Annotated in this window: 23 protein-coding genes and 5 tRNA genes; 14 read left to right on the top strand and 14 right to left on the bottom strand. The window is 73.2% G+C overall.

What is annotated here, in order from left to right:
* Nucleotides 1-161: 161 nt before the first annotated feature.
* The 5 genes from E4P41_RS12305 to E4P41_RS12285 form a co-directional block, all read right to left on the bottom strand.
* Nucleotides 162-608, bottom strand: a complete 447-nt coding sequence (locus tag E4P41_RS12305; protein WP_245177296.1) for an HNH endonuclease — start codon at nt 606-608, stop codon at nt 162-164.
* A 72-nt stretch (nt 609-680) separates the two neighbouring features.
* Nucleotides 681-752: transfer RNA gene (locus E4P41_RS12300), tRNA-Val, on the bottom strand.
* Between the two features lie 25 nt (nt 753-777).
* On the bottom strand, nt 778-1203 hold the full coding sequence (locus tag E4P41_RS12295) for a TIGR02611 family protein (RefSeq protein ID WP_135141538.1): 426 nt from the start codon (nt 1201-1203) through the stop codon (nt 778-780).
* Nucleotides 1204-1265: 62 nt separating this feature from the next.
* Nucleotides 1266-2165, bottom strand: a complete 900-nt coding sequence (locus E4P41_RS12290) for an anti-sigma factor (RefSeq protein ID WP_135141537.1) — start codon at nt 2163-2165, stop codon at nt 1266-1268.
* Entirely contained in the window at nt 2162-2812 is a 651-nt protein-coding gene (locus E4P41_RS12285) for a sigma-70 family RNA polymerase sigma factor (RefSeq protein ID WP_135141536.1), read from the bottom strand. The genes E4P41_RS12290 and E4P41_RS12285 overlap by 4 nt, the downstream gene beginning before the upstream one ends.
* Before the next feature lie 129 nt (nt 2813-2941).
* Here E4P41_RS12285 and E4P41_RS12280 point away from each other — a divergent pair, with 129 nt between their 5' ends.
* The 4 genes from E4P41_RS12280 (at nt 2942) to E4P41_RS12265 (ending at nt 3761) form a co-directional block, all read left to right on the top strand.
* A complete protein-coding gene (locus E4P41_RS12280; protein ID WP_135141535.1) occupies nt 2942-3388 on the top strand; it encodes an SsgA family sporulation/cell division regulator in 447 nt (148 codons plus the stop codon).
* Nucleotides 3389-3456: 68 nt separating this feature from the next.
* Nucleotides 3457-3529: transfer RNA gene (locus E4P41_RS12275), tRNA-Gly, on the top strand.
* A gap of 41 nt (nt 3530-3570) precedes the next feature.
* A tRNA-Cys gene (locus E4P41_RS12270) sits at nt 3571-3641 on the top strand.
* Between the two features lie 48 nt (nt 3642-3689).
* Nucleotides 3690-3761, top strand: a tRNA-Val gene (locus E4P41_RS12265).
* A 315-nt stretch (nt 3762-4076) separates the two neighbouring features.
* Here E4P41_RS12265 and coaE read toward each other — a convergent pair.
* Nucleotides 4077-4673, bottom strand: coding sequence for a dephospho-CoA kinase (coaE, locus tag E4P41_RS12260; protein WP_135141534.1), 597 nt, complete (start codon nt 4671-4673; stop codon nt 4077-4079).
* 271 nt (nt 4674-4944) lie between these two features.
* Here coaE and E4P41_RS23220 point away from each other — a divergent pair, with 271 nt between their 5' ends.
* A complete protein-coding gene (locus E4P41_RS23220; protein ID WP_245177294.1) occupies nt 4945-5103 on the top strand; it encodes a hypothetical protein in 159 nt (52 codons plus the stop codon).
* Between the two features lie 178 nt (nt 5104-5281).
* On the opposite strand, the gene rpsA is transcribed toward E4P41_RS23220, so the two are convergent.
* Nucleotides 5282-6742, bottom strand: a complete 1461-nt coding sequence (rpsA, locus tag E4P41_RS12250; protein ID WP_135141532.1) for a 30S ribosomal protein S1 — start codon at nt 6740-6742, stop codon at nt 5282-5284.
* A 214-nt stretch (nt 6743-6956) separates the two neighbouring features.
* Between rpsA and E4P41_RS12245 the strand changes: the two genes are divergently transcribed.
* Nucleotides 6957-7808, top strand: coding sequence for a class I SAM-dependent methyltransferase (locus E4P41_RS12245; RefSeq protein WP_135141531.1), 852 nt, complete (start codon nt 6957-6959; stop codon nt 7806-7808).
* A 10-nt stretch (nt 7809-7818) separates the two neighbouring features.
* Here the strand turns inward: E4P41_RS12245 and E4P41_RS12240 are convergent, their stop codons facing one another.
* Together E4P41_RS12240 and polA are read right to left on the bottom strand one after the other, a co-directional pair.
* Nucleotides 7819-8229, bottom strand: coding sequence for a GNAT family N-acetyltransferase (locus tag E4P41_RS12240; RefSeq protein WP_135141530.1), 411 nt, complete (start codon nt 8227-8229; stop codon nt 7819-7821).
* A gap of 264 nt (nt 8230-8493) precedes the next feature.
* Nucleotides 8494-11250, bottom strand: coding sequence for a DNA polymerase I (gene polA / locus E4P41_RS12235; protein WP_135141529.1), 2757 nt, complete (start codon nt 11248-11250; stop codon nt 8494-8496).
* Nucleotides 11251-11471: 221 nt separating this feature from the next.
* Here polA and E4P41_RS12230 point away from each other — a divergent pair, with 221 nt between their 5' ends.
* Nucleotides 11472-11876 carry a PaaI family thioesterase gene (locus E4P41_RS12230; RefSeq protein WP_135141528.1) on the top strand — a complete coding sequence of 135 codons (405 nt, stop codon included), beginning with the start codon at nt 11472-11474 and terminating at the stop codon, nt 11874-11876.
* Between the two features lie 10 nt (nt 11877-11886).
* Here E4P41_RS12230 and E4P41_RS12225 read toward each other — a convergent pair whose 3' ends face one another.
* The gene (locus E4P41_RS12225; RefSeq protein WP_167761056.1) at nt 11887-12531 is read right to left on the bottom strand and encodes a GNAT family N-acetyltransferase; all 645 of its coding nucleotides are present in this window, start codon (nt 12529-12531) and stop codon (nt 11887-11889) included.
* A 295-nt stretch (nt 12532-12826) separates the two neighbouring features.
* Here E4P41_RS12225 and E4P41_RS12220 point away from each other — a divergent pair, with 295 nt between their 5' ends.
* From E4P41_RS12220 to E4P41_RS12200, 5 genes are all read left to right on the top strand, one after another.
* Nucleotides 12827-14098: a branched-chain amino acid ABC transporter permease gene (locus tag E4P41_RS12220; protein WP_209307682.1), complete on the top strand. Its 1272-nt coding sequence runs from the start codon at nt 12827-12829 to the stop codon at nt 14096-14098.
* A gap of 3 nt (nt 14099-14101) precedes the next feature.
* Nucleotides 14102-15100: a branched-chain amino acid ABC transporter permease gene (locus E4P41_RS12215; protein ID WP_135141526.1), complete on the top strand. Its 999-nt coding sequence runs from the start codon at nt 14102-14104 to the stop codon at nt 15098-15100.
* Nucleotides 15090-16118: an ABC transporter ATP-binding protein gene (locus E4P41_RS12210; protein WP_135141525.1), complete on the top strand. Its 1029-nt coding sequence runs from the start codon at nt 15090-15092 to the stop codon at nt 16116-16118. The genes E4P41_RS12215 and E4P41_RS12210 overlap by 11 nt, the downstream gene beginning before the upstream one ends.
* Complete coding sequence (locus tag E4P41_RS12205) at nt 16115-16987, top strand: ABC transporter ATP-binding protein (RefSeq protein WP_209307681.1); 873 nt, start codon at nt 16115-16117, stop codon at nt 16985-16987. Before E4P41_RS12210 ends, E4P41_RS12205 begins: the two co-directional genes overlap by 4 nt.
* A 133-nt stretch (nt 16988-17120) precedes the next feature.
* Nucleotides 17121-17540, top strand: a complete 420-nt coding sequence (locus E4P41_RS12200) for a hypothetical protein (protein WP_135141524.1) — start codon at nt 17121-17123, stop codon at nt 17538-17540.
* Between the two features lie 104 nt (nt 17541-17644).
* On the opposite strand, the gene E4P41_RS12195 is transcribed toward E4P41_RS12200, so the two are convergent.
* Together E4P41_RS12195 and E4P41_RS12190 are read right to left on the bottom strand one after the other, a co-directional pair.
* Nucleotides 17645-18982, bottom strand: a complete 1338-nt coding sequence (locus E4P41_RS12195) for an ABC transporter substrate-binding protein (protein ID WP_135141523.1) — start codon at nt 18980-18982, stop codon at nt 17645-17647.
* Between the two features lie 180 nt (nt 18983-19162).
* A complete protein-coding gene (locus E4P41_RS12190) occupies nt 19163-19765 on the bottom strand; it encodes a response regulator (RefSeq protein WP_135141522.1) in 603 nt (200 codons plus the stop codon).
* Nucleotides 19766-19843: 78 nt separating this feature from the next.
* On the opposite strand from E4P41_RS12190, the gene E4P41_RS12185 reads away from it, so the two are divergent.
* Nucleotides 19844-19920: transfer RNA gene (locus tag E4P41_RS12185), tRNA-Leu, on the top strand.
* A 206-nt stretch (nt 19921-20126) separates the two neighbouring features.
* Nucleotides 20127-21962, top strand: coding sequence for a pyridoxal-dependent decarboxylase (locus E4P41_RS12180; RefSeq protein WP_245177293.1), 1836 nt, complete (start codon nt 20127-20129; stop codon nt 21960-21962).
* Between the two features lies 1 nt (nt 21963).
* On the opposite strand, the gene E4P41_RS12175 is transcribed toward E4P41_RS12180, so the two are convergent.
* Together E4P41_RS12175 and pyk are read right to left on the bottom strand one after the other, a co-directional pair.
* Nucleotides 21964-22839, bottom strand: a complete 876-nt coding sequence (locus E4P41_RS12175) for an acyl-CoA thioesterase II (RefSeq protein WP_245177292.1) — start codon at nt 22837-22839, stop codon at nt 21964-21966.
* A gap of 70 nt (nt 22840-22909) precedes the next feature.
* Complete coding sequence (gene pyk / locus E4P41_RS12170) at nt 22910-24325, bottom strand: pyruvate kinase (RefSeq protein WP_135141521.1); 1416 nt, start codon at nt 24323-24325, stop codon at nt 22910-22912.
* Between the last annotated feature and the right edge of the window lie 144 nt (nt 24326-24469).

Below are 24469 nucleotides of genomic sequence, written 5' to 3'. Positions count from 1 at the left end.
AGCTCGCTCACGGGTCCTCCTCGCCGGCGCTCGTCGGCCGCGTTCGCGGCGCTGCTGTGCCCATGCGTTCGCTCGCAAGCTCGCTCACGGGTCCTCCTCGCCGACGCTCGTCGGCCGCGTTCGCGGCGCTGCTGTGCCCATGCGTTCGCTCGCGAGCTCGCTCACGAGGCGACCGTACGTGGGTCCGGCCCCGGGGGCAGCCGCCGGCGGAGCCTGCGCCGCGCGGCGTCGAGGTGGGGGCGTGCGCGCCGCTGGCCGCCCTCGCGGTCGATGGCGGCCTGCAGCGCGTCCAGCGCCCGGGCGAGCCGGGCGGCGTCGGGTCGCCAGCCGCGCCGCTCGCACTCCTCGAGCCAGTCCACCGGCGCCCGGTGCCCGCGCTCGGCGTTGCAGCGCCGGCAGGCAGCGACCTCGTTCGCCAGCCACGACGGGCCGCCCTTGACGCGGGGGACGACGTGCTCGGTGGTCGGCGGGACCAGCCCGCCGAACGCGCGGCCGCACCAGATGCAGGTGCCGCCGTCGCGCTCGAGCACCTCGGTCAGGCGTTCGGCGCGCCCCGGCTGCCGCGACCGGGCCGGCACGGGCGGGGCTGGCGGCCGGCGGCGGGACATCTGCCCCATGGTCCCCCTCGGCCGCTCCCGATGAGAGGAGGCCCGGGTCGACGGACCCGGGCCTCCCTGCGGTGGGCGATACTGGGTTCGAACCAGTGACCTCTTCGGTGTGAACGAAGCGCTCTACCACTGAGCCAATCGCCCGTGCGCCCGCCATTCTGCCAGACGCTCAGCGCCAGAGTGGCATCCACCCCGGCATCCAGTCCGGGATACCCATCATGTGCAGCATGACCACCAGGACGCCGTACACGAACGCCGCGGTGGCGAGGGTGACGGTCACCCGCACCCACGCGCGCTGACGGCCCAACCACTCGGTCCAGGCCCGGACGTGCCGCCGGGTGAAGTCGAGCAGCCGCTCGGCCCAGAAGAACTCGGTGGCCAGCAGGAAGAGCCCGGCGATGACGGTCAGCCAGCCGGGCCCGGGCAGCGGGATGGTGGCCAGTCCGAGCGCCACGATGACACCGCCGACCACCCCCACCACCACCCGGTAGGTCGAGTCGACGGTGCGCCGCGCGGCCAGCCGCCGCCGCCACGAGGTCTGCGCCACGCGCTCGCGCAGGCTGCGGTGGCCGTCCTCGGTGAACCGCGCCTGCATCTCGTCGCGCGTGGGTTGGCCGGGCCGCCCGGGTCCCGACCGGGCCACCGTCTCCGGGCCGCTCAGCTGGCCACCTCCCCGCTCGCGATGACGTCGGTCGGTACCGGCGGAGCCTCACCACCGGGCTCGAGGCTGATGGCGTAGCCGCCGTAGCCGCCGTAGTCGTCGACCTCGGTCGAGGCAGAGCCTACGGCGATCAGGTTCGTCTGTGTGGAGGCCACGTCGAACGTGCCCAGTGCCACCGGGTCGTCCCCGTCGAGGCCCCAGACGACGTAGGTCTGCGCCTCGGCGTCGTTGGGCCGCAGCCCCTGGGTGACGACCTGGACCTGGTCCTCGCGGGCCACCACCGTGGCCACCGGCGTGCCGTCGTCGGACAGCGGCGCGATGGTGGCCCGGCCGGGGGTCAGCAGCTCGTCGAGCACCTCGGCTCGCGCGGCGGCGGCCTCCTGCGCCTGCTCGCGGGCCGAGCTGAGGACGACGTTCCAGGTCCCCAGGGCCAGGATCGCCGCCACCCCGGCCGCCACGAGGGCGTTGGGCAGCACGCGGCGCCAGCTGCTCGGTGGGTTCGCGGGGCCGAACGGGGAGGGCACCCGGTGCGCACCCTGCCCGGGGGACGGGTCCGCGGACCGCTGCCGGTCCGCAGGGACCCCGACGGGGGGCGGCAGGGGCCGTAGGGACCGCTGCTCGCCGTCGGCCGGCGGCGGCACCTGCCCGACGTCCTCCACCGCGGCCCGCAGCCGCCCGCGCAGCCGGTCCGGGGGGGCGGCCGGCGGCAGGTCGCTCGCCATGGCCCCCATGACCTCGGCGGTCTCGGCAACCGTCCGCCGGCACCGGGGACACGTGGGCAGGTGGGCCGCGAAGAGGCTCTCATCCTCTGGCTCCAGGGCGTGCAGCGCCCAGCCGACGGCCAGCTCGTCGAACGACTCGTGGTCCCCGCGCCGTGGCTCTCGCGGCTGGCTCACCGGCCGGTCCCGTCGATCGGCGCGGACTCCCCCAGCGCACCGCCCAGGGAGGCGCCCGCCGCGCTGCCGAGCTCCTCCCGGAGCCGGCGCATCCCGGCGAGCATGCGGGTCTTCACGGTGCCGAGCGGGGTGCTGGTCAGCGCCGCGACCTCCCGCTGGGTGTACCCGCCGTAGTAGGCCAGGGTCAGCGCCTCGCGCTGGGGGGCCGGCAGGGAACCCAGCGCGCTGCGGACCTGCTCGGAGACGACACGGCTCCACGCCTCGTCCTCGACATCGCGGGAGGAGGTCGGGGTGGTCAGGGCCAGGTCGTCCTCGGCCCTGGTCTGCCGGCGCCGGTGGGACTCCTCCCGGCGGACGGCGTCCACGGCCTTGTGGTGCACCATCGCCATCAGCCAGGAGGAGAAGGACCCACGGCCGGGTTCGTAGGCGCCCGGCTCGCGCCAGACGCTCAGGAACACGTCCTGCAGCACGTCCTCGGCCAGGACGTCGTCGGAGAGGATGCGACGGGCCAGCGCGAAGGCCGGGCGACTGAACCGGTCGTAGAGCTCGTCGACGGCACTCCGGTCGCCCGCGCGCATGCGGAGGAGGAGGTCGGCGCCTGCGGGACCGTCTCCGACGCGCCGTGCCGGGCTGCTCACGAGTCCCATCGTCACACGCGGTCTTCGCAACGGGCAGGGGACGCGGTTCGACGGCGCCCGGAAGGGGCACCCAGGGGAACGACACGCCCGGAGACCGTCCGGGCGTCACCTCGGTCAGGGAAGGTCGTTGTTCGAGACATGATCAACCGCGCGACGCCCGGGTACACCTGCCCCACGACGCTGTACCTCGTCGGCCCGCAGTCGTGGACCGAGGTCCCGGCGCTGCTCAGCTACGAGGTCAGCGATCCGTTCGCCGTCCGGATCACCTTCGGAGACAACACCGAGGAGGACGAGGGCATCTCGTGGCTGGTCGGTCGCGACCTGCTGCAGGCCGGCCTCGACCGGCCGGCGGGCGAGGGGGACGTGCGGCTGTGGCCGTCGCGGACCTCGGGCGACGTCCTGTTCCTCCACCTGCGCGCACCCTCGGGCGAGGCGCTGTTCGAGGTCTCCCGCGGCACGGTGGCCGGCTTCCTGCAGCTGACGGCGAACCTCGTTCCCTTCGGGCAGGAGTCCTCGGTGCTCGAGGTGGACGACGAACTGGCCGCCCTGCTGTCCAACGGCGGGGCGGACCCGACGGCCCGGTGACCTCCGGGGGAGCCCCCCGTGAAACGCCCTCTCGGGGTCGGGTATGGTTTTCCCTGCACGACAGCAACGCGGACGTGGCTCAGCTGGTAGAGCATCACCTTGCCAAGGTGAGGGTCGCGGGTTCGAATCCCGTCGTCCGCTCGGAACCTCGGGCGCTGGTCGCGAGACCGGCGCCCGTGCGCGGTGGAGTGGCCGAGAGGCGAGGCAACGGCCTGCAAAGCCGTCTACACGGGTTCAAATCCCGTCTCCACCTCGGCTCCCCGCCGAGCACGGCGGAGCGGACCGGCCGGCGGGCCGGATCGGGCGATTGGCTCAGTGGTAGAGCGCTACCTTGACACGGTAGAGGTCACTGGTTCGAACCCAGTATCGCCCACAGCACGAGAGGCCCGGGTCCGGTGACCCGGGCCTCGATCCTCCACCGGACCCTCCCCGCGTCAGGTGCGTCGTGACTGTCCTGACTCCCCGTCGACCGGCCGGCGGGCGGCACCTCGAGGGCGCCGCTCCCCGCCCACACCCCGGTGGCCTCGGCCCCGCCGGATCCCCGTGACCCACTGCACCACCGTGCGGACGACCCACGGCGGCGTCAGGCCCGCGTGGACCCGCGCCGGGGTGCGTCGGCCGGCTGCATGACGAGCCTCGCGGGCTCCCGGGCCGCCGGGCGCCGGGCGCCGGCCGAGTGAAGCAGCCTTCAGCCGACCGCGGGGGCCACGCGCCCGGCCCAGAAGCGCTCCACCTGCTCCGTCAGCTCCTCCACGCCGCCGCTGTTGTCCAGCACGACGTCGGCCACGGCACGGCGCTGCTCGTCGGTGGCCTGCGCGGCGATCCGCGCGCGGGCGTCGGCCTCGGTGAGGCCACGCCCGACAAGCCGCCGCACGCGGGTCTCCGGGTCGGCCTCCACGACCAGCACCAGGTCGTAGGACGCCGCCTGACCGGTCTCCACCAGCAGCGGCACGTCCTGCACGACCACGGCGTCCTGCGGGGCCGCCGCGACCAGCTCGGCGGCGCGGGCCCGCACCAGGGGGTGGACGATGTCGTCCAGCCGGCGCCGGGCCTCCGGGTCGGCGAAGACGACGGCGGCCAGGGCCGGCCGGTCGAGGGCGCCGTCGGCGGCCAGCACCTCGCGCCCGAACGCCGCGACGACGGCGTCCAGGCCGGGAGTGTCGGGCTCGACGACCTCGCGGGCGATGCGGTCGGCGTCCACCACCCGTGCTCCTCGGGCGGCGAGCAGGCCGGCCACCGTGCTCTTGCCCGATCCGATCCCGCCGGTCAGCCCGATGCGCAGCATGTGCGGACAGTAGCCAGCGCGCCCGAGACGGTCACGGACAGGTAACACCCGCCCACCCTGCCCGGCGCGTCGCTCCCGTCACACGCGCCCCGTGGGCAACTCTCTCCCCGGCGCTCTTCCCCGCCCCAGAGAGGCAGAACCGACCATGTCCCGTCCCGCCCACGCGGCTTCCACGCCGGTCCTCACGCCGACCCCCGCCGCCGTCCGGCGCGGTTCCGGTCGTCACCGGCTCGACCGCCCCACCGGCGTGCGGTGCTCGGACCTTCCGGCGGTGCGCGAGCGGCTGGAGCGCAACGGTTCCCTGCGTCCCCGCAACGCCTTCCTGCGCTGGCTGTCGGCCACCGCGCCGGCCGGGCGGCACACCTGGCAGTTCCTCGCCGACTCCGGCGGCCGACCGCGCACCGCGTTCGCCATCATCCTCAGCCTCTGAAGGAGGACCACCCGGCCCCCCTGCAGGGTCCCGCCGCGAGCCTGCGAGTGGCGGGACCCTGCAGGGGGCCCTTCGATTCGTCCCTCCACGGGGATGGGAGGGACGACCGAGGCCCGGGACCCCACGGGGTCCCGGGCCTCGGCCTCAGGTGGTGCTGCTCAGCTGCGCCGAGCGCGGCTCACTCGCCGCCGGCCAGCTTGGCCCGCAGCGCCGCGAGCGCCTCGTCGCTGGCGAGGGTCCCCCCGGAGGTGTCGGTCCCCTCGGACTCGCCGCTCGAGTAGTTGCCACCGGCGGCAGCCTCGGCGTCGGCCTCGCGGGCCGCGGCGATCTGCTTGCGGTGCGCCTCGAAGCGGGCCTGGGCCTCGGCGTACTGCCGCTCCCACTCCTCGCGCTGCGCCTCGTACCCCTCACGCCACTCGCCGGTCTCCGGGTCGAAGCCCTCGGGGTAGATGTAGTTGCCCTGCTCGTCGTAGGACGCGGCCATGCCGTAGGCGGCCGGGTCGAACTGCTCCTCGTCGCCGACGACGCCCTCGTTGGCCTGCTTGAGCGACAGCGAGATCCGGCGCCGGTCGAGGTCGATGTCGATGACCTTGACCAGGATCTCGTCGCCGACCTGCACGACCTGCTCGGGGATCTCCACGTGCCGCTCGGCCAGCTCGGAGATGTGCACCAGGCCCTCGATGCCCTCGTCGACGCGGACGAACGAACCGAAGGGCACCAGCTTGGTGACCTTGCCGGGGACGACCTGGCCGATCTGGTGCGTCCGGGCGAACTGGCGCCACGGGTCCTCCTGCGTCGCCTTCAGCGACAGCGAGACCCGCTCGCGGTCCAGGTCGACGTCGAGGACCTCGACGGTGACCTCCTGCCCGACCTCGACGACCTCGGACGGGTGGTCGATGTGCTTCCACGACAGCTCGGAGACGTGCACCAGGCCGTCGACCCCGCCCAGGTCCACGAACGCACCGAAGTTGACGATGGAGGAGACGACGCCGGTGCGGACCTGGCCCTTGGCGAGCTTGTTGAGGAACTCGCTGCGCACCTCGGACTGGGTCTGCTCCAGCCACTGCCGGCGGGAGAGGACGACGTTGTTGCGGTTCTTGTCGAGCTCGATGATCTTGGCCTCGAGCTCGCGGCCCACGTAGGGCTGCAGGTCGCGGACGCGGCGCATCTCGACCAGCGAGGCGGGCAGGAACCCGCGCAGGCCGATGTCGAGGATCAGGCCGCCCTTGACGACCTCGATGACGGTGCCGGTGACGACCTCGTCGGCTTCCTTCTTCGCCTCGATCGTGCCCCAGGCGCGCTCGTACTGGGCGCGCTTCTTGGACAGGATCAGACGGCCTTCCTTGTCCTCCTTCTGGAGGACGAGGGCTTCCACCTCGTCGCCGACCGTGACGACCTCGTTGGGGTCGACGTCGTGCTTGATGGACAGCTCGCGCGAGGGGATGACGCCCTCGGTCTTGTAGCCGATGTCCAGCAGCACCTCGTCCCGGTCGACCTTGACGATGACGCCTTCGACGATGTCGCCGTCGTTGAAGTACTTGATCGTCTGGTCGATCGCCGCGAGGAAGTCCTCGGCGGTGCCGATGTCGTTGACGGCGACCTGGGGGGTGCTGTTAGGACGGACCTGGGTGGAGGTCATGTGGTCGAGTGCTCCGGACGGGGGATGCGTAGGGACAGGACGACCCGCGGCCGGGTGACCGCGGGGAGCGGGGAGAGCCGGCGCGCGCCGATCCCCTGGTGGGCTCAGCACTGACAGACCTCTGGCGCATTCCCATGGTACGGAGCCGGCGAGCGGCCGGTCCACCTGGGTAGCACCCCGTCCCGGCACCCCGGCGTGTCACGATCGGCGTGTCATGGACATCCCGTCGCCCCCACCCGGCCTGACGCTGGCGGAGGACGGCTACCCGGCGCTCGGCGGGGTCGCCCGCCGGCCGGCCGGCGCGGTGGAGTCGGCCCGGGCCAACCGGCGGTGGTGGGACGCCGCGGCGCCGGCGTACCTGGCCGAGCACGGCGCCGACCTGGGCGACGTCGACTTCCTGTGGTGTCCCGAGGGACTGCGCGAGGCCGAGGCGCGCCTGCTCGGGGACGTCGCCGGACGGCGGATCCTCGAGGTCGGCTGCGGATCGGCCCCGTGCTCGCGGTGGTTGCGGCGCGAGGGCGCCGACGTCGTCGCGCTCGACCTCTCGGCCGGGATGCTGGCCCACGCTGCCGAGCAGGGTCGCACCACCGGCATCGCCGTCCCGCTGGTGCAGGCCGACGTCGGCGCGCTGCCGCTGGCGTCGGCGAGCGTCGACCTGGCCTGCTCGGCCTTCGGTGGGCTGCCGTTCGTGGCCGACGTCGAGGGCGCCCTGACCGAGGTGGCGCGTGTGCTGCGCCCGGGCGGGCGGTTCGTGGCGTCGGTCAACCACCCGTTCCGCTGGCCGCTGCCCGACTCCCCCGATCCGGAGGACCTGCGGGTTGTCTCCTCCTACTTCGACCGGACGCCGTACGTCGAGACCGGCGAGGACGGACGGACCGTCTACGTCGAGCACCACCGCACCGTCGGCGACTGGGTGCGTGCCGTCGTCGGCGCGGGGCTCGTCCTCGACGACCTCGTCGAGCCCGAGTGGACGCCGGGCCGCACGCAGGAGTGGGGCCAGTGGTCGCCGGGCCGCGGGGCGCTGGTCCCCGGGACGCTGATCCTGGTCTGCCACCGACCGGCCTGAGGCCGCCTCGCTACCAGACGTCGCCGTCCCGCCAGTCGCAGCTCAGGCTCCCGTCGAGGTCGAGGGCCACGGGGCCCGGGAGGACGAACACCGCCCCGTCGTCCTCCGGAGTGCGGACCGTGCCGGCCGGGCTGAGCACGGACGTCGGACCGCGCCACCGCTCCCAGCCGCGGGCGGCGTGGAGCCCGGCGCCGTCGTCCGAAGCGCCCAGCGCGCCGAGCTCGTAGGCGCCGCGGACGACGTCCTCGAGCTCGACCATGACCGCCGACGCGACGCCGCCGTGCCGGTGCGCCGGGGACACGGCGACCGCCTCGACGTAGCCGGCGCGCAATGCGTGGCCGCCGTGCAGCAGTCGGCGCTGGACGACGGCGTGGCCCCGATGCAGGGTCCCGCGCCGAGCCTGCGAGGCGTGGGGGGGCATCGGGGTCCTTCGTCCAGTCCGCATCGTCGTAGTCGCCGCCGAACGCCCCGTCGAGCAGTCGCCGGGCCGCCACGAGGGTCCCCGCGGGCACGTGTGCGGTGTGCAGCAGCTCCACCGTGACCACGCGGGCATCCTCGCAGCCCGACCCTCCACCTCAGGTCGAGCCGGAGGCCGGAGGGCTGACCGTGTGCGCGGATGCGCAGGTCTGGGGGGCCGTGGAAAAAAACCGCGCATACGCGCACACCGTCGCCGCTGACGCCGGCCTCAGTGCGCGGCCTCGTCCCAGGTCCGGCCGAAGCCGACGGAGACCTCCAACGGCACCGACAGCTCGGCGGCGCCGGCCATCTCCCGCCGTACGAGGGCCTCCAGCGCCTCCCGCTCCCCCGGCGCCACCTCGAGCACGAGCTCGTCGTGCACCTGCAGCAGCATCCGCGAGCGCAGCCCCTCGGCGACGATCGCGTGCTCCACGCGCAGCATGGCCACCTTGATGACGTCGGCCGCCGAGCCCTGGATGGGAGCGTTGAGCGCCATCCGCTCGGCCATCTGGCGCCGCTGCCCGTTGTCGCTGGTCAGGTCGGGCAGGTAGCGCCGCCGGCCCAGCGTGGTCTCGGTGTAGCCGGTCTGCCGGGCGTGCTCGACGACGCCGTCGAGGTACTCGCGGATGCCGCCGAAGCGCTCGAAGTAGGCGTGCATCTGCTCGCGCGCCTCCTCGACCGAGATGCGCAGCTGCCCGGCCAACCCGTAGGCCGACAGCCCGTAGGCCAGGCCGTAGCTCATCGCCTTGATACGCCGGCGCAGCTCCGGGTCGACGTCCCCGATCGGGATGTCGTACGCCCGGGAAGCGACGAAGGAGTGCAGGTCCTCCCCCGACGTGAACGCCTCGATCAGCCCCTCGTCGCCGGAGAGGTGCGCCATGATCCGCATCTCGATCTGGCTGTAGTCCGCCGTCATCAGCGACTCGTGGCCCGCGCCCACGACGAACGCCTGCCGGATTCGCCGTCCCTCGGCGGTGCGGATCGGGATGTTCTGCAGGTTCGGGTCGGTCGAGGACAGCCGGCCGGTGGCGGCGATCGTCTGCTGGAACGTGGTGTGAATGCGGCCGGCGTCGTCGACCATCGGGATGAGGCCGTCGATGACGGTGCGCAGCCGGGTGACGTCGCGGTGCCGCAGCAGGTGCTCGAGGAAGGGGTGCCCGGTCTGCGCCAGCAGGTTGGTCAGCGCCTCGGCGTCCGTGGTGTAGCCGCTCTTGATCTTCTTGGTCTTCGGCAGGCCCAGCTCGTCGAAGAGCACCGCCTGCAGCTGCTTGGGCGAGCCGAGGTTCACCTCGCGGCCGATGACCGCGTGGCACTCGGCGGCCGCGGCGGCGACGCCCTCGGCGAACTCGCGCTGGAGCTCCTGCAGGAACTCCAGGTCGGCGGCGATGCCGCGCTGCTCCATGCGGGCCAGCACGAAGGTCAGGGGCAGCTCGATCTCGCCGAGCAGGTGGTCACCGCCGCGCTGCCCGAGCACGGACTCCAGCGCGTCGGACAGGTCGTTGACCGCGACGGCCTTGAGGACGTCGGCGTGCGCGGCCTCGCGGGCGAGGTCCTCCTCGGAGGGCCCCAGGCCGTCGAGGGTGAGCTGGGCCTCCTCGGCTGCGGCGTCCTTGAGCTCCCGGCGCAGGTAGCGCACGGCCAGGTCCCCGAGGTCGAAGGACCGCTGCCCCGGCATCGCCAGGTACGCGGCCAGTGCGGTGTCGCTGTCCACGCCGGCCAGCTCCCACCCGCGCGCCCAGATCGCCAGCAGCGGGCCCTTGACCTCGTGCACCACCTTGGGTCGCTCGGCGTCGGCCAGCCAGGCGGCGAGCGCCTGCTCGTCGGCGAGGTCCAAGGACGGGCCGAGGTCGACGAAGGTCGTGTGGTCGTCTGCCGCCGCCAGCGCCAGACCGGTCAGCTCGCCGGTGCCCCGTCCCCACGTGCCGTGGAAGATCACTCCCGTGCGGCCGGTGCGGGCGTGCGCGTCGAGCCACGCCCCCAGCCCGCCGGCCTGCACCTCGTCGAGGCTGACGTCGAAGCCGCCCTCGACCTCGGGCTCGGCGCTGGTGAGCGTGGCGAACAACCGGTCGCGCAGCACCCGGAACTGGAGGTTGTCGAAGAGCGTGTGCACCTCGTTGCGGTCCCACGCCCGGACGGCGAGGTCGACCGGCCCCAGCTCGAGGGGCACGGCCCGGTCGAGCTCGGTCAGCCGCCGGTTCTGCAGCACCGAGGACAGGTGCTCGCGCAGCTTGTCACCGACCTTGCCCTTCACGGTGTCGACCTGGTCGACCAGCGCGTCGAGCGAGCCGTACTCGCGCACCCACTTGGCCGCGGTCTTCTCCCCCACGCTCGGGATGCTCGGCAGGTTGTCGCTGGGGTCGCCCCGCAGCGCCGCGAAGTCCGGGTACTGCGCCGGGGACAGGCCGTACTTGGCCTCGACCTCCCCGGGGGTGAACCGGGTGAGGTCGGAGACGCCCTTGCGCGGGTACAGCACGGTGACGTGCTCGTCGACCAGCTGCAGGGCGTCGCGGTCGCCGGTGCAGATCAGCACGTCCATACCCTGCTCGACGGCCTGCACGGTGAGGGTCGCGATGACGTCGTCGGCCTCGAAGCCCTCGGCGGTGATCACCGGGACGTGCAGCGCGGCCAGCACCTCCTGGATGAGGCTGACCTGGCCGCGGAAGTCCGTCGGGCTCTCGCTGCGGTTGGCCTTGTACGCGGCGTAGATCTCGCTGCGGAAGGTCGTGCGGCCGACGTCGAAGGCGACCGCCACGTGGGTGGGCTGCTCGTCGCGCAGCACGTTGATCAGCATCGAGGTGAAGCCGTAGACCGCGTTGGTCGGCTGCCCGGTGGTGGTGGAGAAGTTCTCGACCGGCAGGGCGAAGAAGGCGCGATAGGCCAGGGAGTGCCCGTCGAGCAGCAGCAGCCGCGGGCCGGCCGGGCTGGACTCGGCGCCCCCGGTGCGGGCGACGGGGCTGGACGCGGGGGCGGAGACCGGAGCGGACATCGCCGCCGATCCTAGGTGCGCCCACCGACGACGCCGGAGGCCCACGGCCCTTTGCAGGGTCCCGCCGCGGCCCCCGAGAGGACCCCGTCCCCCCTCACCCCTCGCAAGCTCGGGGTGAGCCTCCGGGACGGGGCCGGGAGGACGGGGTCCTTCCACGGTGGGGGGCAGGGGGTCCTTCGACCTGCGCCGGGGCCGGGGCCGGTGCCGGCTACGGTGCCCGGGTGACCGTGGACCGCCCCGCCTGGCTGGACGCCGGGCAGATGAGCCCGCTCGACGACAAGCTGGGCATCCGGATCACCGACCACGATCCCGACCACGTGGTGGCCACCATGCCGGTGGACGGCAACCAGCAGCCCTTCGGCCTGCTGCACGGGGGCGCCACCTGCTCGCTGGTCGAGACCGTGGGCTCCTGGGCGGCCGCGCTCGGCGCCGGCCCCGGCCGGCAGGCCGTCGGGGTCGAGCTCAACGTCAGCTACCTGCGGGCGGCGACCGAGGGCGTCGTCACCGCGGTCGCCACACCGGTCCGCCGCGGCCGGACCCTCGCCACCTTCGGCATCGAGGTCACCGACGAGCGGGGTCGGCTGACCGCCACCGCCCGGCTCACCTGCATGCTGCAGTCGGCCTGAGCCGGCCGGCTCAGCCCTCGGCGACGTCGAGCGCCGGCACCAGCCGGGCAGGCGGCCGGCGGCGCACCAGCGGCCGCCGCGGCACCGGGACGGTCACCCCGCCGCGCTGCCAGGCCGTCAGCGTCCGTCCGAGGGTCTCCCGCGGCACGATCCGCCGGGTGGTCAGCGGCGCGAACCCCATCCGAGCGAAGAACCGCTGGCGCTCGGCCTCGTGCCCACCGACGGCCGCGACGACGTGCGCCGCACCCACCTCGGCGGCATGGGCCACGGCGGCCGCGAGCAGCGCCGCGCCGGCACCGCACCGGCGGTGCTCGCGGTGGACGACGAGGTTGTCCACGGTCACCTGCGGGACACCGAGGACCACCGAGAGCGGGTCGACGCCGAGGACGGCCAGGCCCACGACCAGCTCTCCGCCGACGCCCCCGCCGTCCGGCGCGTTCGGGCCCGGCAGCACCGCCAGCACGACCCGGTGCGCCGGATCGACCAGGAGCCGGCGGAACCCGGCGGCGGCCGCCGCCCCGGGGGTCTGACCGGTCAGCACGCCTTCGGCGTGGGCCTCGGCCCGGTGCTGGCGCACCAGGGCCAGCACGGCGGGCAGGTCGTCGGGACGCGCGGCGCGCGCCGTGACGCGGGACCGAGAACCGGATCCTGACACAGGAACCCTCCCCTGGACGGTGGCGGCCAGAGCCTGCACCTCCGGACCCCGGTGATCACGACGGCGCGCCGCAGGGGGACAGGGGTGAGAGGTGCGGCGTGTCGCGGAAAGGTCACAGCTCGCCGCGACGACAGCGGACCGAAACACAGCTGGGTTACGGTCCCCCATCACTCACAGCGCCATGGGAGGTCGAGTGACGCACGCACCAGGCCGTGTACCGGGACACGGTGTACCCATCGGACCCGCCCGCACCGGGCGCCGGTCCGCACGGGGATCCCGGGTGTCCCGTGGCCGGATGCTGCTCCGTCTGCTCCTGCTGAGCGTCCTCGGCGGCGTGGCGCTGACGCTGGCCCCGGGCGTCGCCCACGCACAACCCGAGGAGAGCGCGGCGTCCGAGCAGGTGTCCGGCACCCTCCAGACCACCCTCAGCGGTCCGATCGAGGGCGTCGAGGTCGTCGTCACGACCCCCGACGGCACGGAGATCGACACCGTGGAGACCGACGAGGACGGCCGGTGGGTCGTGCCCCTGCCCGGGCCCGGCCAGTACACGGTCACCATCGACGAGGAGGCCCTCCCCGAGGGCGTGGTCCTCAACGGCGCCGACAGCCGCACGGTCACCGTGGATGCCGGCCGCAACCAGGGCGTCATCATCGGGCTCAGCGACGGGAGCCGGAACTCCGGGGGCGGCACCGTCCGCTGGGTGCAACTCTTCGTCGACGGACTGCGCTTCGGGTTGCTCATCGCGATGGCCGCGGTCGGGCTCTCGCTCATCTTCGGCACCACGGGCCTGACCAACTTCGCGCACGGCGAGCTGGTGACCATCGGCGCGATCGCCGCGTGGTTCATCAACGTCGAGGGCGGAGTGCCGCTGATCCCGGCGGCGGTGATCGCCATGGTGATCGGCGCCGGCGTCGGCGCGCTCAACGAGCTGGGCATCTGGCGGCCGCTGCGACGGCGCGGCACCGGCCTGATCGCCGCGCTGGTCATCTCGATCGGCCTGTCGCTGCTGCTGCGCTACCTGTACCAGATCATCTTCGGCGGCCGCTCGGAGGCCTACGTCGACTACCGAGGCCAGCGGGCAGTCGACTACGGCCCGTTCACCTTGACCGACAAGGACCTCGCGTCGCTCGTCATCGCGCTCGCCGTCCTGCTGCTGGTCGCCGTCATGCTGCAGCGCACCAAGATCGGCAAGGCGATGCGGGCGGTCGCCGACAACCGCGACCTCGCGGCGTCCTCGGGCATCAACGTCAACCGCGTCATCCTGGTCGTCTGGATGATGGGCGGCGCGCTGGCGGCCCTGGGCGGCGTCCTGCTGGGCTTGTCCGACGAGGTGCAGTGGGACATGGGTTTCCGGCTGCTGCTGCTCATGTTCGCCGGCGTCACCCTCGGCGGGCTCGGCACCGCCTACGGAGCCCTGGTGGGCAGCATCGTGGTGGGGGTCTTCGTGCAGATGTCGACCCTCGTCATCCCCAACGACGTCAAGTACGTCGGGGGGCTGCTCCTGCTGATCGTCATCCTCATCGTGCGGCCGCAGGGCATCCTCGGCAGCCGGGTCCGGGTGGGCTGAGCCGTGGCTGAACTGATCGACGCCCTGGCCGTCGCGCTCAAGGCCGGCCTCGGCTTCCAGGCGATCTTCCTGGCCCTCCTGGCGATCGGCATCAACCTGCAGTTCGGGTACACCGGGCTGCTGAACTTCGGCCAGATCGCCTTCGCCATGCTCGGCGGGTACGGGATCGCCATCTCGGTGAGCCAGTGGGGGCTGAACTTCTGGGTGGGCGTGGCCGTCGGCATCCTGGCGGCCGTCGTCCTCGCCCTGCTGCTCGGCCTGCCGACGCTGCGCCTGCGCGCGGACTACCTGGCCATCGCGACCATCGCAGCGGCCGAGGGCCTGCGCCTGCTGTTCCGGTCGGTCTCGGCTACGCCGGTCACCAACGCCACCCGCGGGCTGGCCGGCTTTAACAACGAGTTCGTGGCCCTCGCGCCGTGGGACACCGCCCGCCGCTACTCCCTGCTCGGCACCCGGTGGAGCGGCGCGGAGCTGTGGGTCACGGCGGTCGGCTGGGTGCTGGTCGCGCTGGCCTGCCTGCTGATCTGGCTGCTGGTCCGCAGCCCCTGGGGCCGGGTGGTCAAGTCCATCCGCGAGGACGAGGACGCCGTGCGCGCGCTGGGCAAGAACGTCTACGTCTACAAGATGCAGGCACTCGTCCTCGGCGGCATCCTCGGCGCCCTCGGCGGGATGATCTACGCCCTGGGCACCGGATCGGCCATCCCCGACCAGTACCAGAACGCGAACACCTTCCTCGCCTACGCCGCGCTCATCCTCGGCGGCGCGGCCCGCGTGCTCGGTCCCGTCGTCGGCGCCATGCTGATGTACTTCATCATCCAGTTCGCCGACACCGGCCTGCGTACGCTGATCACCAACGGGGTCATCCCCGAGGGGCTGCTCTCGGCGACCGACGTGGCGCAGATCCGGTTCGTGCTGATCGGGCTCGGGCTCATCCTGCTGCTCGTCTTCCGACCGCAGGGCATCTTCGGCGACCGACGAGAGGTGATGCTCGATGCCCGCTGATCCGACGCCCGGCGAGCCGGCTTCCGCCGGCGCGCACGCCGCCTCCCTCGACCCGGCCGCGTCCGGCGGCGCGCCCCGGCTCGTCGCCCGGGCGGCACTGCGCGACGTCCCCTGGGAGGTCGGGGTGGCCAAGCCCGACCCGGCGATCGTCGTCGACGGGGTGACCCGCACCTTCGGTGGCCTCACCGCCGTCTCCGTCGACCACCTGGAGGTCCAGCGCGGCGGCATCACCGGCCTGATCGGTCCCAACGGAGCCGGCAAGACGACGCTGTTCAACCTGCTCACCGGCTTCGACCAGCCCAACTCCGGCACCTGGTCGTTCGACGGTCGCCCGCTGGGCAAGCTGGCACCGCACCAGGTGGCCCGGCTGGGCGTCGTCCGGACCTTCCAGCTGACCAAGGCGCTGTCCCGGCTGACCGTGCTGCAGAACATGCTGCTCGGCGCGCAGGGCCAGCGCGGGGAGAGCTTCTGGCGGGCCCTCGTGCCCGGCACCTGGCGGACGCAGGAGCGGCAGAACACCGAGAAGGCGATGGAGCTGCTCACCCGGTTCAAGCTGGACCGGAAGAAGGACGACTTCGCCGGCACCCTCTCCGGTGGTCAGCGCAAGCTGCTGGAGATGGCCCGCGCGCTCATGAGCGACCCCAAAGTGGTCATGCTCGACGAGCCGATGGCCGGTGTGAACCCAGCGCTCACCCAGAGCCTGCTGGGGCACGTCAAGGACCTGCGCGAGCAGGGCATGACGGTCGTCTTCGTCGAGCACGACATGGACGTCGTCCGGGACATCAGCGACTGGGTCGTCGTCATGGCCGCCGGCGAGGTCATCGCCGAGGGCCCACCGGAGTCCATCAGCCAGAACCAGGCGGTCGTCGACGCCTACCTCGGCGCCCACCACGACGCCCCGCTCACCGTCGAGGAGGAGGACCGCGTGCTCGCCGAGGCCGAGCGCAGCATCGCGCGCCAGGAACATGCCGACGGCGAGGTCATCGGCTCCGACACCCGCCGCGAGGAGGACCGATGAGCACCATGGACGACCCGGCCATGGAGGACCCGCTCTTCCAGGTCGGTTCCGGGGACGGTGGCACGCCCGACGAGCGGGCGATCGCCGGGGAGCTGTCCCCGGCCGAGAAGGCCGCCACGCGGGAAGAGCACCAGCGCCTGGCGGAGGGGGCGCTGGTCCGGGCCGACGAGCTGGTGGCCGGCTACGTCCCGGGCGTCAACATCCTCAACGGCTGCGACTTCCACCTGCAGGACGGCGAGCTGGTCGGCATCATCGGTCCGAACGGGGCCGGGAAGTCGACCCTGCTCAAGACGCTGTTCGGGCTGATCCCGGTGCGCTCGGGGTCGGTGACCCTCCGCGGGGAGGACATCACCGCAGCACCCGCCCACCGGCTGGTCTCGCTCGGCGTGGGCTACGTGCCGCAGAACAACAACGTGTTCCCCTCGCTGTCCATCGAGGAGAACATGCAGATGGGCGCGTACCTCCGGCCGAAGGTCTTCCGGGAGCGCTTCGACTACGTGGCCGACCTGTTCCCCATGCTCGGCGAGCGCCGGAAGGTCAAGGCGGGGTCGCTGTCCGGCGGTGAGCGCCAGATGGTGGCCATGGGGCGCGCGCTGATGATGGAGCCGTCGGTGCTGCTCCTCGACGAGCCGTCGGCCGGCCTCTCCCCCGCCTACCAGGACGAGGTCTTCATCCGCTGCCGGCGGATCAACGCGACCGGCGTGTCGATCATCATGGTCGAGCAGAACGCCCGCCGGTGCCTGCAGATCTGCGACCGCGGCTACGTGCTCGACCAGGGTCGCAACGCCTACACCGACACGGGCGAGTCGCTCATGCACGACCCCAAGGTCATCGAGCTCTACCTCGGCACGCTCGCCAAGGCCCACTGAGAAAGGACCACCCTTCTCCCCACGCCTCGCACACTCGGCGCGGGTCCCTGAAGGCTGGCCGTTCCAGTACCTCACCAGGACGGCGCCGGCTCCCCGCACGGGAGTCGGCGCCGTCGTGGGTAAGGGGCTCGCCATGAACTGGGTCTGGGACGTCCGCTCCCGTGACGGGGGCATGAACGGGCTGGAGTACTGCCGCGCGATCACCGCCGGCGGGTTCTCGCGGGTGCTGCTGCACGCCGCACCGGCGCGGATGTCGGTCCGCGTCACGGCGGACGACGACACGGTGGTGATCCGCGGCGACGCCGACCGCACCGGGGACTATTCACCGGTGACGCTGCTCGAGGTCTCTCCCGTCGGGCTCCGGCGCTCGGAGGTCTGGCCGGACCGGCAACTGCTCGGGCTGCCGGTCCTGCTGCCCGGTGGCGAGGTCGGCGTCCTCACCGCCTGGGAACACGCCGACGACCACAGCTGGTGGCGCTGGTCGGTCGAGTTCTCCAACCACACCGGCCGCCCCGCGGACTGGCATCCGCCGGGACAGCTCCTCCAGCGCTGAACCGCACCCGAACAGCACCGAGCCCGACAGAACGGTGGCCCGGCACCGTGGACGGTGCCGGGCCACTGTGGAGGGCGCCTACCGGGTGCCGGACCCGGTCGGGATCAACGCGCCGGGCCGATGCCCTGCGCGTTGAGGCCCTCGATGATCCGTGCCGACTCCTCGAAGCCGATGACCACGATGGCGTTGGGGTTGAAGTCCACCATCTGCTGGATCTCGGCGTCGAAGTTGGCCGCCGTGGGGTCGTAGGTCAGCGTCTGGATGCTGTCCTCCGACAGGCCCGCGGCGATGAGGTTCTCCCGGGTGTTCTCCATGAGACCGACGCCGTACGGGTCGTTGAGCGCCATGATCCCGACGGTGTTGTTGCCGTCGTTGATGATCAGGTCCGACAGCGCCCGGGCCTGCAGCGTGTCCGGGGGCGCGCTGCGGAAGTACAGCCCGTTGTCGTTGTACGTCGTGAACTCGTCGGAGGTGTTGGCCGGCGAGAACTGCAGCACGCCGGCACCGGTGATCCGGTCGATGACCGTGAGGCTGACGCCGGAGGAGGCCGCGCCGATGATGGCGTTCACGCCCTCCTGCAGCAGCCGGTCGACGGTCTGGGTGGCGGTGTCGGTCGAGGCGTCACCGGAGTCACCCTCGACGAGCCGCACGTCCTGCCCCAGGACCCCACCGGCGGCGTTGATCTCCTGGACCGCCAGGCGGGCCCCGGCGACCTCCGGCGGACCGAGGAAGGCCAGGTTGCCGGTCAGCGGCAGCAGGGTGCCGATCACCAGCTGCTCCCCGGTGGCCGGCTGCGGCGCCGGCGCGGGCCCCTCGTCGGTGGCGGCGTTGGCCTCGTCACCGGCGAGGACGTAGTCGGTCAGCGACTCGTCGATGGTGTTGTCCTCGCCGAAGGTGAGGATGCCGAAGCTGGCCAGGGAGGGCTCGCCCGCCTCGGTGAACGCCAGCGGACCGGAGATGCCGTCGTAGTCCGGGTTGCCCCCGTTGGCGATGATCTCCGAGCAGCTGGCGAAGTCGGTGCACTTCTCGCCGCCGAAGGTGACGCCGTTGACGTACTCCTTGAAGACGTTGGCGTCGTTGGTGCCGGCCAGCTGCGCCGCCAGCGCCGTGATCACGATCGCGTCGTAGGTCTCGCCGGCATAGTTGTAGTCCTGCAGACCCGGGTAGGTCGCGTCCAGCCGCTCCCGGAAGTCCGACGACAGCTCGGTGAGCGGCGTCGTGCCCGACATGCCGGCCAGCGCCCCCGGCTGGGTGAACGACTCGCCCAGCGCGTTGCCCATGTTGCCGTCGGTGCCGTAGACGTTGACCTGCTGTTCGCCGCCGCCGCCGCCTTCTCCTTCGGCCGCGGTGCCCCCGTCATCGCCCCCACCGCCGCAGGCGGTCAGGACGAGGAGGGCCGCGGCCGAGACGGCGGCGTTGCGCGCGAGGATGCCTGTGCGCATCAAACAACTCCCACTGTGGTGTCAGTCGTGCACCCGGCTCGCCCAGGCGGACGACCGGTCAGTGGAGGGAAGGTAGCCGCCCGATCCGGGCCCGGCGCTCGGGTTCGCTGGACCGTGATGAGGTCGTGACCTGCCGGATCCCGCCGCGACCCGTGCCGCGACCGGCGCGTCCCACGGAGGTCAGCCGCCCGCGGTCGGGTCCCCGGCCGCCTGCGGTTCCAGGAGCCGCTGGGCGAGCGCCTTCATCGAGGTGCGCTCGTTCATCGCCGTCCGTTGGATCCACCGGAACGCCTCGACCTCGGTCAGGCCCTGCTCGGCCATCAGCTTGCCCTTGGCCCTCTCGACCACCTTGCGGGCCTCCAGCCGCTCCTCGAGCGTCCGCACCTCGCCGTCGAGTGCGGTCATCTCGGCGAAGCGCGCGCGGGCCACCTCGATGGCCGGCACCAGGTCGTTCTTGGAGAACGGCTTGACCAGGTAGGCCATCGCGCCGGCGTCGCGCGCCCGCTCGACCAGCTCCCGCTGGCTGAAGGCGGTGAGCACGATGACCGGGGCGAGCCGGGCCGAGGCGATCTGCTCGGCGGCCGACAGCCCGTCGAGCACGGGCATCTGGATGTCCAGGATGACCAGGTCGGGCCGCAGCTCACCGGCCTGGTCGACGGCCTGCTGTCCGTCGCCGGCCTCGGCGACGACGGTGTACCCCTCCTCCTCGAGCATCTCCCTGAGGTCGAGGCGGATGAGCGCCTCGTCCTCCGCGATGAGGACCCGGACCGGCTCGCTGCTCACCCGCGGGAGCCTATCGATGCCGGACCGTTCGCGACGGCCCGTTAGGCTGCTGGCGACGCCGGAGGCCCGCCCCGGCGCGCCCCCGTACCCCAATCGGCAGAGGGAGCGGATTCAAAACCCGCGCAGTGTGCGTTCGAGTCGCACCGGGGGCACCATGACATCGTCGTCCTCCGGACGACACCGCCACCAACTGCCGTCCCCCGGCAGCGTTGAGCCGCTGCCCGTGTCCCGGTCGGGAGACCCTCCGGGCCCCCGCGACCGGTCCACCCCCGGCCAGGTGCCGTCCCCGAGTGCCGCTCCGCTGCTGCCGGCGTCCGGTCGCCGCGGCAGGGGCCCGGGACCGGGCCACTACGGTGAGGCGGTGAACGAGCCCGAGCCGCTGCCCCCGCACATGACGCCCGAGCAGTTCCGTCAGCACGGCCACGAGGTCGTCGACTGGATCGCCGACTACTGGGCGCGGATCGGCTCCTTCCCCGTCCGCTCGCAGGTCTCCCCCGGCGACGTCCGCGAGGCGCTACCGGCGGCGCCGCCCGAGCAGGGCGAGCCGTTCTCCGCCGTCCTCGCCGACCTCGACCGCGTCGTCCTGCCCGGCGTCACCCACTGGCAGCACCCGGGCTTCCTCGGCTACTTCCCGGCCAACACCTCCGGCCCCTCGGTGCTCGGCGACCTCGTGTCGGCCGGGCTCGGCGTCCAGGGCATGTCCTGGGTGACCAGCCCCGCGGCCACCGAGCTGGAGCAGCACGTCCTCGACTGGCTCGCCGGGCTGCTCGGCCTGCCCGAGTCCTTCCACTCCACCGGGCCCGGCGGCGGGGTCGTCCAGGACTCCAGCTCCGGGGCCAACCTGGTCGCGCTGCTGGCGGCGCTGCACCGTGCCGGCGGCGGGGAGACCGTCCGCCGCGGCGTCCGGCCCGACGAGTACACCGTCTACGTCTCCGCGGAGACGCACTCCTCGATGGAGAAGGCCGTGCGGATCGCCGGGCTGGGCAGCGACGCCGTCCGCGTCGTCGAGGTCGACGGCGACCTGGCGATGCGCCCGGCGGCGCTGGCCGCCCGCCTCGAGCGGGACCGGGCGCGCGGCCACCGGCCGGTGCTGGTCTGCGCCACGGTGGGGACGACGTCGACGACGGCCGTGGACCCGCTCGCCGAGCTCGGCCCGATCTGCCGCGACCACGGGGTCTGGCTGCACGTGGACGCCGCCTACGCGGGGGTCAGCGCCGTGGCCCCCGAGCTGCGGGCGCTGCAGGCCGGCGTCGAGTGGGCCGACAGCTACACGACCGACGCGCACAAGTGGCTGCTCACCGGCTTCGACGCGACGCTGTTCTGGGTCGCCGACCGGGCGGCCCTGACGGGTGCGCTGGCGATCCTCCCGGAGTACCTGCGCAACGCCGCCACCGAGGCCGGCGCCGTCGTCGACTACCGCGACTGGCAGATCGAGCTCGGTCGCCGCTTCCGCGCGCTCAAGCTGTGGTTCGTGCTGCGCTGGTACGGCGCGGAGGGGCTGCGCGCGCACATCCGCTCCGGCGTCGCGCTCGCCCGGGAGCTGGCCGGCTGGGCCGAGGCCGACGACCGCTTCGACGTCGTCACCCCGCGCCCGTTGTCGCTGGTGTGCCTGCGGCCGCGCTGGGACGTCGACGTCGACGCCGACGTCGCCACCATGACCCTGTTGGAGCGGCTCAACGACGGCGGCGAGGTGTTCCTGACCCACACCACCGTCCGCGGTCAGGCGGTGCTGCGGGTGGCGATCGGTGCGCCGGCGACCACGCGGGCGCACGTCGAGCGGGCCTGGGCGCTGCTGTGCGAGGGCCACGACTGGCTGGCCGCCGACTTCGCCGAGTCCGCCGCGGAGCGGGCCCGGGAGGAGGCCGAACGCCGCGCCGCGGCCGAGCGGTCCCGGGAGGAGGCCGAGCGGGCCCGCGCCGTGGCCGGGCCGGCCCCGGTCGAGACGCCCGCCGCGCAGGACGAGACCGCGGCCCAGGCGCGCGCCCAGGAGGAGCTGACGCCACCGGAGGCGGTCCCGGCCGGGAGCGCGACGGCGCCGGGGAGCACGGCCCCGGAGAGCACGGCCCCGGAGAGCACGGCGCTGGAGGGCCTGTCCCCGGAGAGCACGCCGGCAGAGGATGCGGGCCGGACGGCGCCCCCGGAGGCCGACGCGGCCGTTCCGGAGGACGCCGAGGCCGCCCGCGGCACGGGCTCCTGAGTCAGCGCTCGACGGCTCGCAGCAATCCCTCCTGCGCCACGGTCGCCACGTGGGTGCCGTCGGCCGACCAGATCCGTCCGAAGCAGAGGGCCAGACCGGCGGAGGCGGCCGGGCTCTCGGTCTCGTAGAGGAACCACTCGTCGGCCCGGACCGGCGCGTGGAACCAGACCGCGTGGTCGAGGCTCGCACCGGCGTAGCCGCCTCCCCAGCCGCCGACCCGCACCAGTCCCGCACCCAGCAGCGTGAGGTCACTGACGAAGGTCAGCGCGGCGGCGTGCACGGCCGGATCGTCGGGCAGACGGCCGGCCACCCTCATCCACACCCGGGTGGGCGGCTCCTTCGCCCGGCCGTCGAACGGGTCGTGGAGCAGCCGCTGCTCGACCGCCCGGCTGATCTCCAGCGCCCCGGCGGCCACCTGACCGTGCCGGGCGGCGACGTCGGCCAGCGAAGGCAGCTCGTCCGGCCGCGGCATATCCGGCATCGGGACGGAGTGTTCGACCACGGCCGGCTCCGGGCCGTGGAAGTCGGCGGTCAGCGCGAAGATGGCGACGTCCTCGCCTCCGCGGGGTTGGCAGGCGACCACCCGCCGCGTCGTGAACGAACGCCCGTCCCGGATCCGGTCGACCGCGTAGCGGATCTCCTCGTGCGGGTCACCCGGGCGCAGGAAGTAGGCGTGCATGGAGTGCACGCCCCGGTCGGCCGGGACGGTGCGACCGGCCGCCATGAGCGCCTGGCCCGCCACCTGTCCGCCGAAGATGCGCTGCATCCGCGTGCTGGGGGTCTGCCCGACGAAGACGTCCGGCGCGCGCTCGTCGAGGTCGAGGACCTCCATCAGGGCAGCGGCCTGGCTGCCGCCGTCCATCGTCGCGCCGCTCACGCCGGCTCCTCGCCGACGCTCGTCGGCATCCGCCGCCGTGCGGTGCCCGCGCGTGGACTCGCGACCTCGCTCATGAGTCGGTGCCCACCTCGTGCACCCGGATGAGGTTGGTGGAGCCCACCGTGTTGGGCGGGCTGCCGGCGACGACGACCACCCGGTCGCCCTCCCGGAGTCGGCCGATGGACAGCAGTGAGAAGTCCACCTGCCGGACCATGTCGTCGGTGTGCGACACCTCGGGGACGAGGAAGGTCTCCACGCCCCAGGACAGGGCCAGCTGACTGCGCACCCGCGCGTCGACGGTGAAGGCCAGCAGCGGCATCTGCGGGTGCAGCGCGGCCAGCCGGCGGGCGGTGTCGCCGGTCTGCGTGAAGGTGGCCAGCGCCTTGACGTCCAGCGACTCGCCGATGTCCCGCGCCGCACGGACGATCGCGCCGGACCGGGACCGGGACCGGCGGACGAGCTCCGGCGCGCGCATGTGGTCACCCTCGACCGCGGAGATGATCCGCTCCATGGTCCGCACCGCGGCGATCGGGTAGCGGCCCACCGAGGTCTCCCCGGAGAGCATCACGGCGTCGGCGCCGTCCAGGACGGCGTTGGCGACGTCGGAGGCCTCGGCCCGGGTGGGCCGCGACGAGCTGATCATCGACTCGAGCATCTGGGTGGCGACGATGACCGGCTTGTTGCGCTCGCGGGCGGCCTGCACCGCCCGCTTCTGCACCAGCGGCACCCGCTCGAGCGGCAGCTCCACGCCCAGGTCCCCGCGGGCCACCATGATCCCGTCGAACGCCTCAACGATCGCCTCGAGGTTCTCCACGGCCTCGGGCTTCTCCAGCTTGGCGATGACCGGGACGTAGACGTCCTCCTGGCGCATGACGTCGCGCACCAGCTCCACGTCGCGCGGCGAGCGCACGAAGGACAGCGCGATGAAGTCGACCGACAGGTGCAGGGCGAATCGGAGGTCCTCCTCGTCCTTGTCCGACAGCGCCGGCACGCTGACCGCGACGCCGGGCAGCGACAGGCCCTTGTTGTTGGACACCTCGCCGCCCTCGACGACCAGGCACCAGACGTCGGGGCCCTCGACGCCGACCACGGACAGGGCCAGCTTGCCGTCGTCGACCAGCAGCCGGTCCCCGACCTTCACGTCGGCCGCGAGGCCCTTGTAGGTCGTCGAGACGCGCTCGGCGGTGCCCGCGACGTCGTCGACGGTGATGCAGACCCGGCTGCCGGTCTCCCAGTGGACCGGGCCGTCGGTGAAGGTGCCCAGGCGGATCTTCGGGCCCTGCAGGTCGGCGAGGATCGCGACGGCGTGACCGGTGCGGTCCGAGGCCTCCCGGACCATGCGGTAGGCCCGCTCGTGGTGGGGGTGCGCGCCGTGGCTGAAGTTCAGCCGGGCGACGTCCATCCCCGACTCCACGAGAGCGGTGACCTGCTCGAGGGAGCTGGTCGCCGGACCCAGCGTGCAGACGATCTTGGCGCGACGGGACATGACAGGAACGCTAGTGGGGTGGCCCGCCGGACACGGGGAGGGCTCCCTGTGAACTCCGTCGTCCGTGCGGGGCGGACCTGTCCACGCGGCCGGGGCCGAGCCCATGTCGCATGTCCCGCCACGCGGGGCCCGGAGCGTGGCGGG

It is taken from the genome of Geodermatophilus sp. DF01-2 (assembly GCF_004571065.1).
In the GTDB taxonomy this organism is placed as follows: Bacteria; Actinomycetota; Actinomycetes; order Mycobacteriales; family Geodermatophilaceae; genus Geodermatophilus.
This window is presented reverse-complemented; position numbering and strand designations above follow the sequence as displayed.

Bases quoted from the DNA above. Each gene is read 5' to 3' on its own strand.
- E4P41_RS12195 (WP_135141523.1), bottom strand. From the start codon at position 18,982: ATGCGCACAGGCATCCTCGCGCGCAACGCCGCCGTCTCGGCCGCGGCC.
- E4P41_RS12245 (WP_135141531.1), top strand. From the start codon at position 6,957: ATGGACATCCCGTCGCCCCCACCCGGCCTGACGCTGGCGGAGGACGGC.
- rpsA (WP_135141532.1), bottom strand. From the start codon at position 6,742: ATGACCTCCACCCAGGTCCGTCCTAACAGCACCCCCCAGGTCGCCGTC.
- polA (WP_135141529.1), bottom strand. From the start codon at position 11,250: ATGTCCGCTCCGGTCTCCGCCCCCGCGTCCAGCCCCGTCGCCCGCACC.
- E4P41_RS12285 (WP_135141536.1), bottom strand. From the start codon at position 2,812: ATGGGACTCGTGAGCAGCCCGGCACGGCGCGTCGGAGACGGTCCCGCA.
- E4P41_RS12295 (WP_135141538.1), bottom strand. From the start codon at position 1,203: ATGCAGGCGCGGTTCACCGAGGACGGCCACCGCAGCCTGCGCGAGCGC.
- E4P41_RS12305 (WP_245177296.1), bottom strand. From the start codon at position 608: ATGTCCCGCCGCCGGCCGCCAGCCCCGCCCGTGCCGGCCCGGTCGCGG.
- coaE (WP_135141534.1), bottom strand. From the start codon at position 4,673: ATGCTGCGCATCGGGCTGACCGGCGGGATCGGATCGGGCAAGAGCACG.
- E4P41_RS12220 (WP_209307682.1), top strand. From the start codon at position 12,827: ATGCTGCTCCGTCTGCTCCTGCTGAGCGTCCTCGGCGGCGTGGCGCTG.
- E4P41_RS12240 (WP_135141530.1), bottom strand. From the start codon at position 8,229: ATGCCCCCCCACGCCTCGCAGGCTCGGCGCGGGACCCTGCATCGGGGC.
- E4P41_RS12280 (WP_135141535.1), top strand. From the start codon at position 2,942: ATGATCAACCGCGCGACGCCCGGGTACACCTGCCCCACGACGCTGTAC.
- E4P41_RS12210 (WP_135141525.1), top strand. From the start codon at position 15,090: ATGCCCGCTGATCCGACGCCCGGCGAGCCGGCTTCCGCCGGCGCGCAC.
- pyk (WP_135141521.1), bottom strand. From the start codon at position 24,325: ATGTCCCGTCGCGCCAAGATCGTCTGCACGCTGGGTCCGGCGACCAGC.
- E4P41_RS12200 (WP_135141524.1), top strand. From the start codon at position 17,121: ATGAACTGGGTCTGGGACGTCCGCTCCCGTGACGGGGGCATGAACGGG.
- E4P41_RS12205 (WP_209307681.1), top strand. From the start codon at position 16,115: ATGAGCACCATGGACGACCCGGCCATGGAGGACCCGCTCTTCCAGGTC.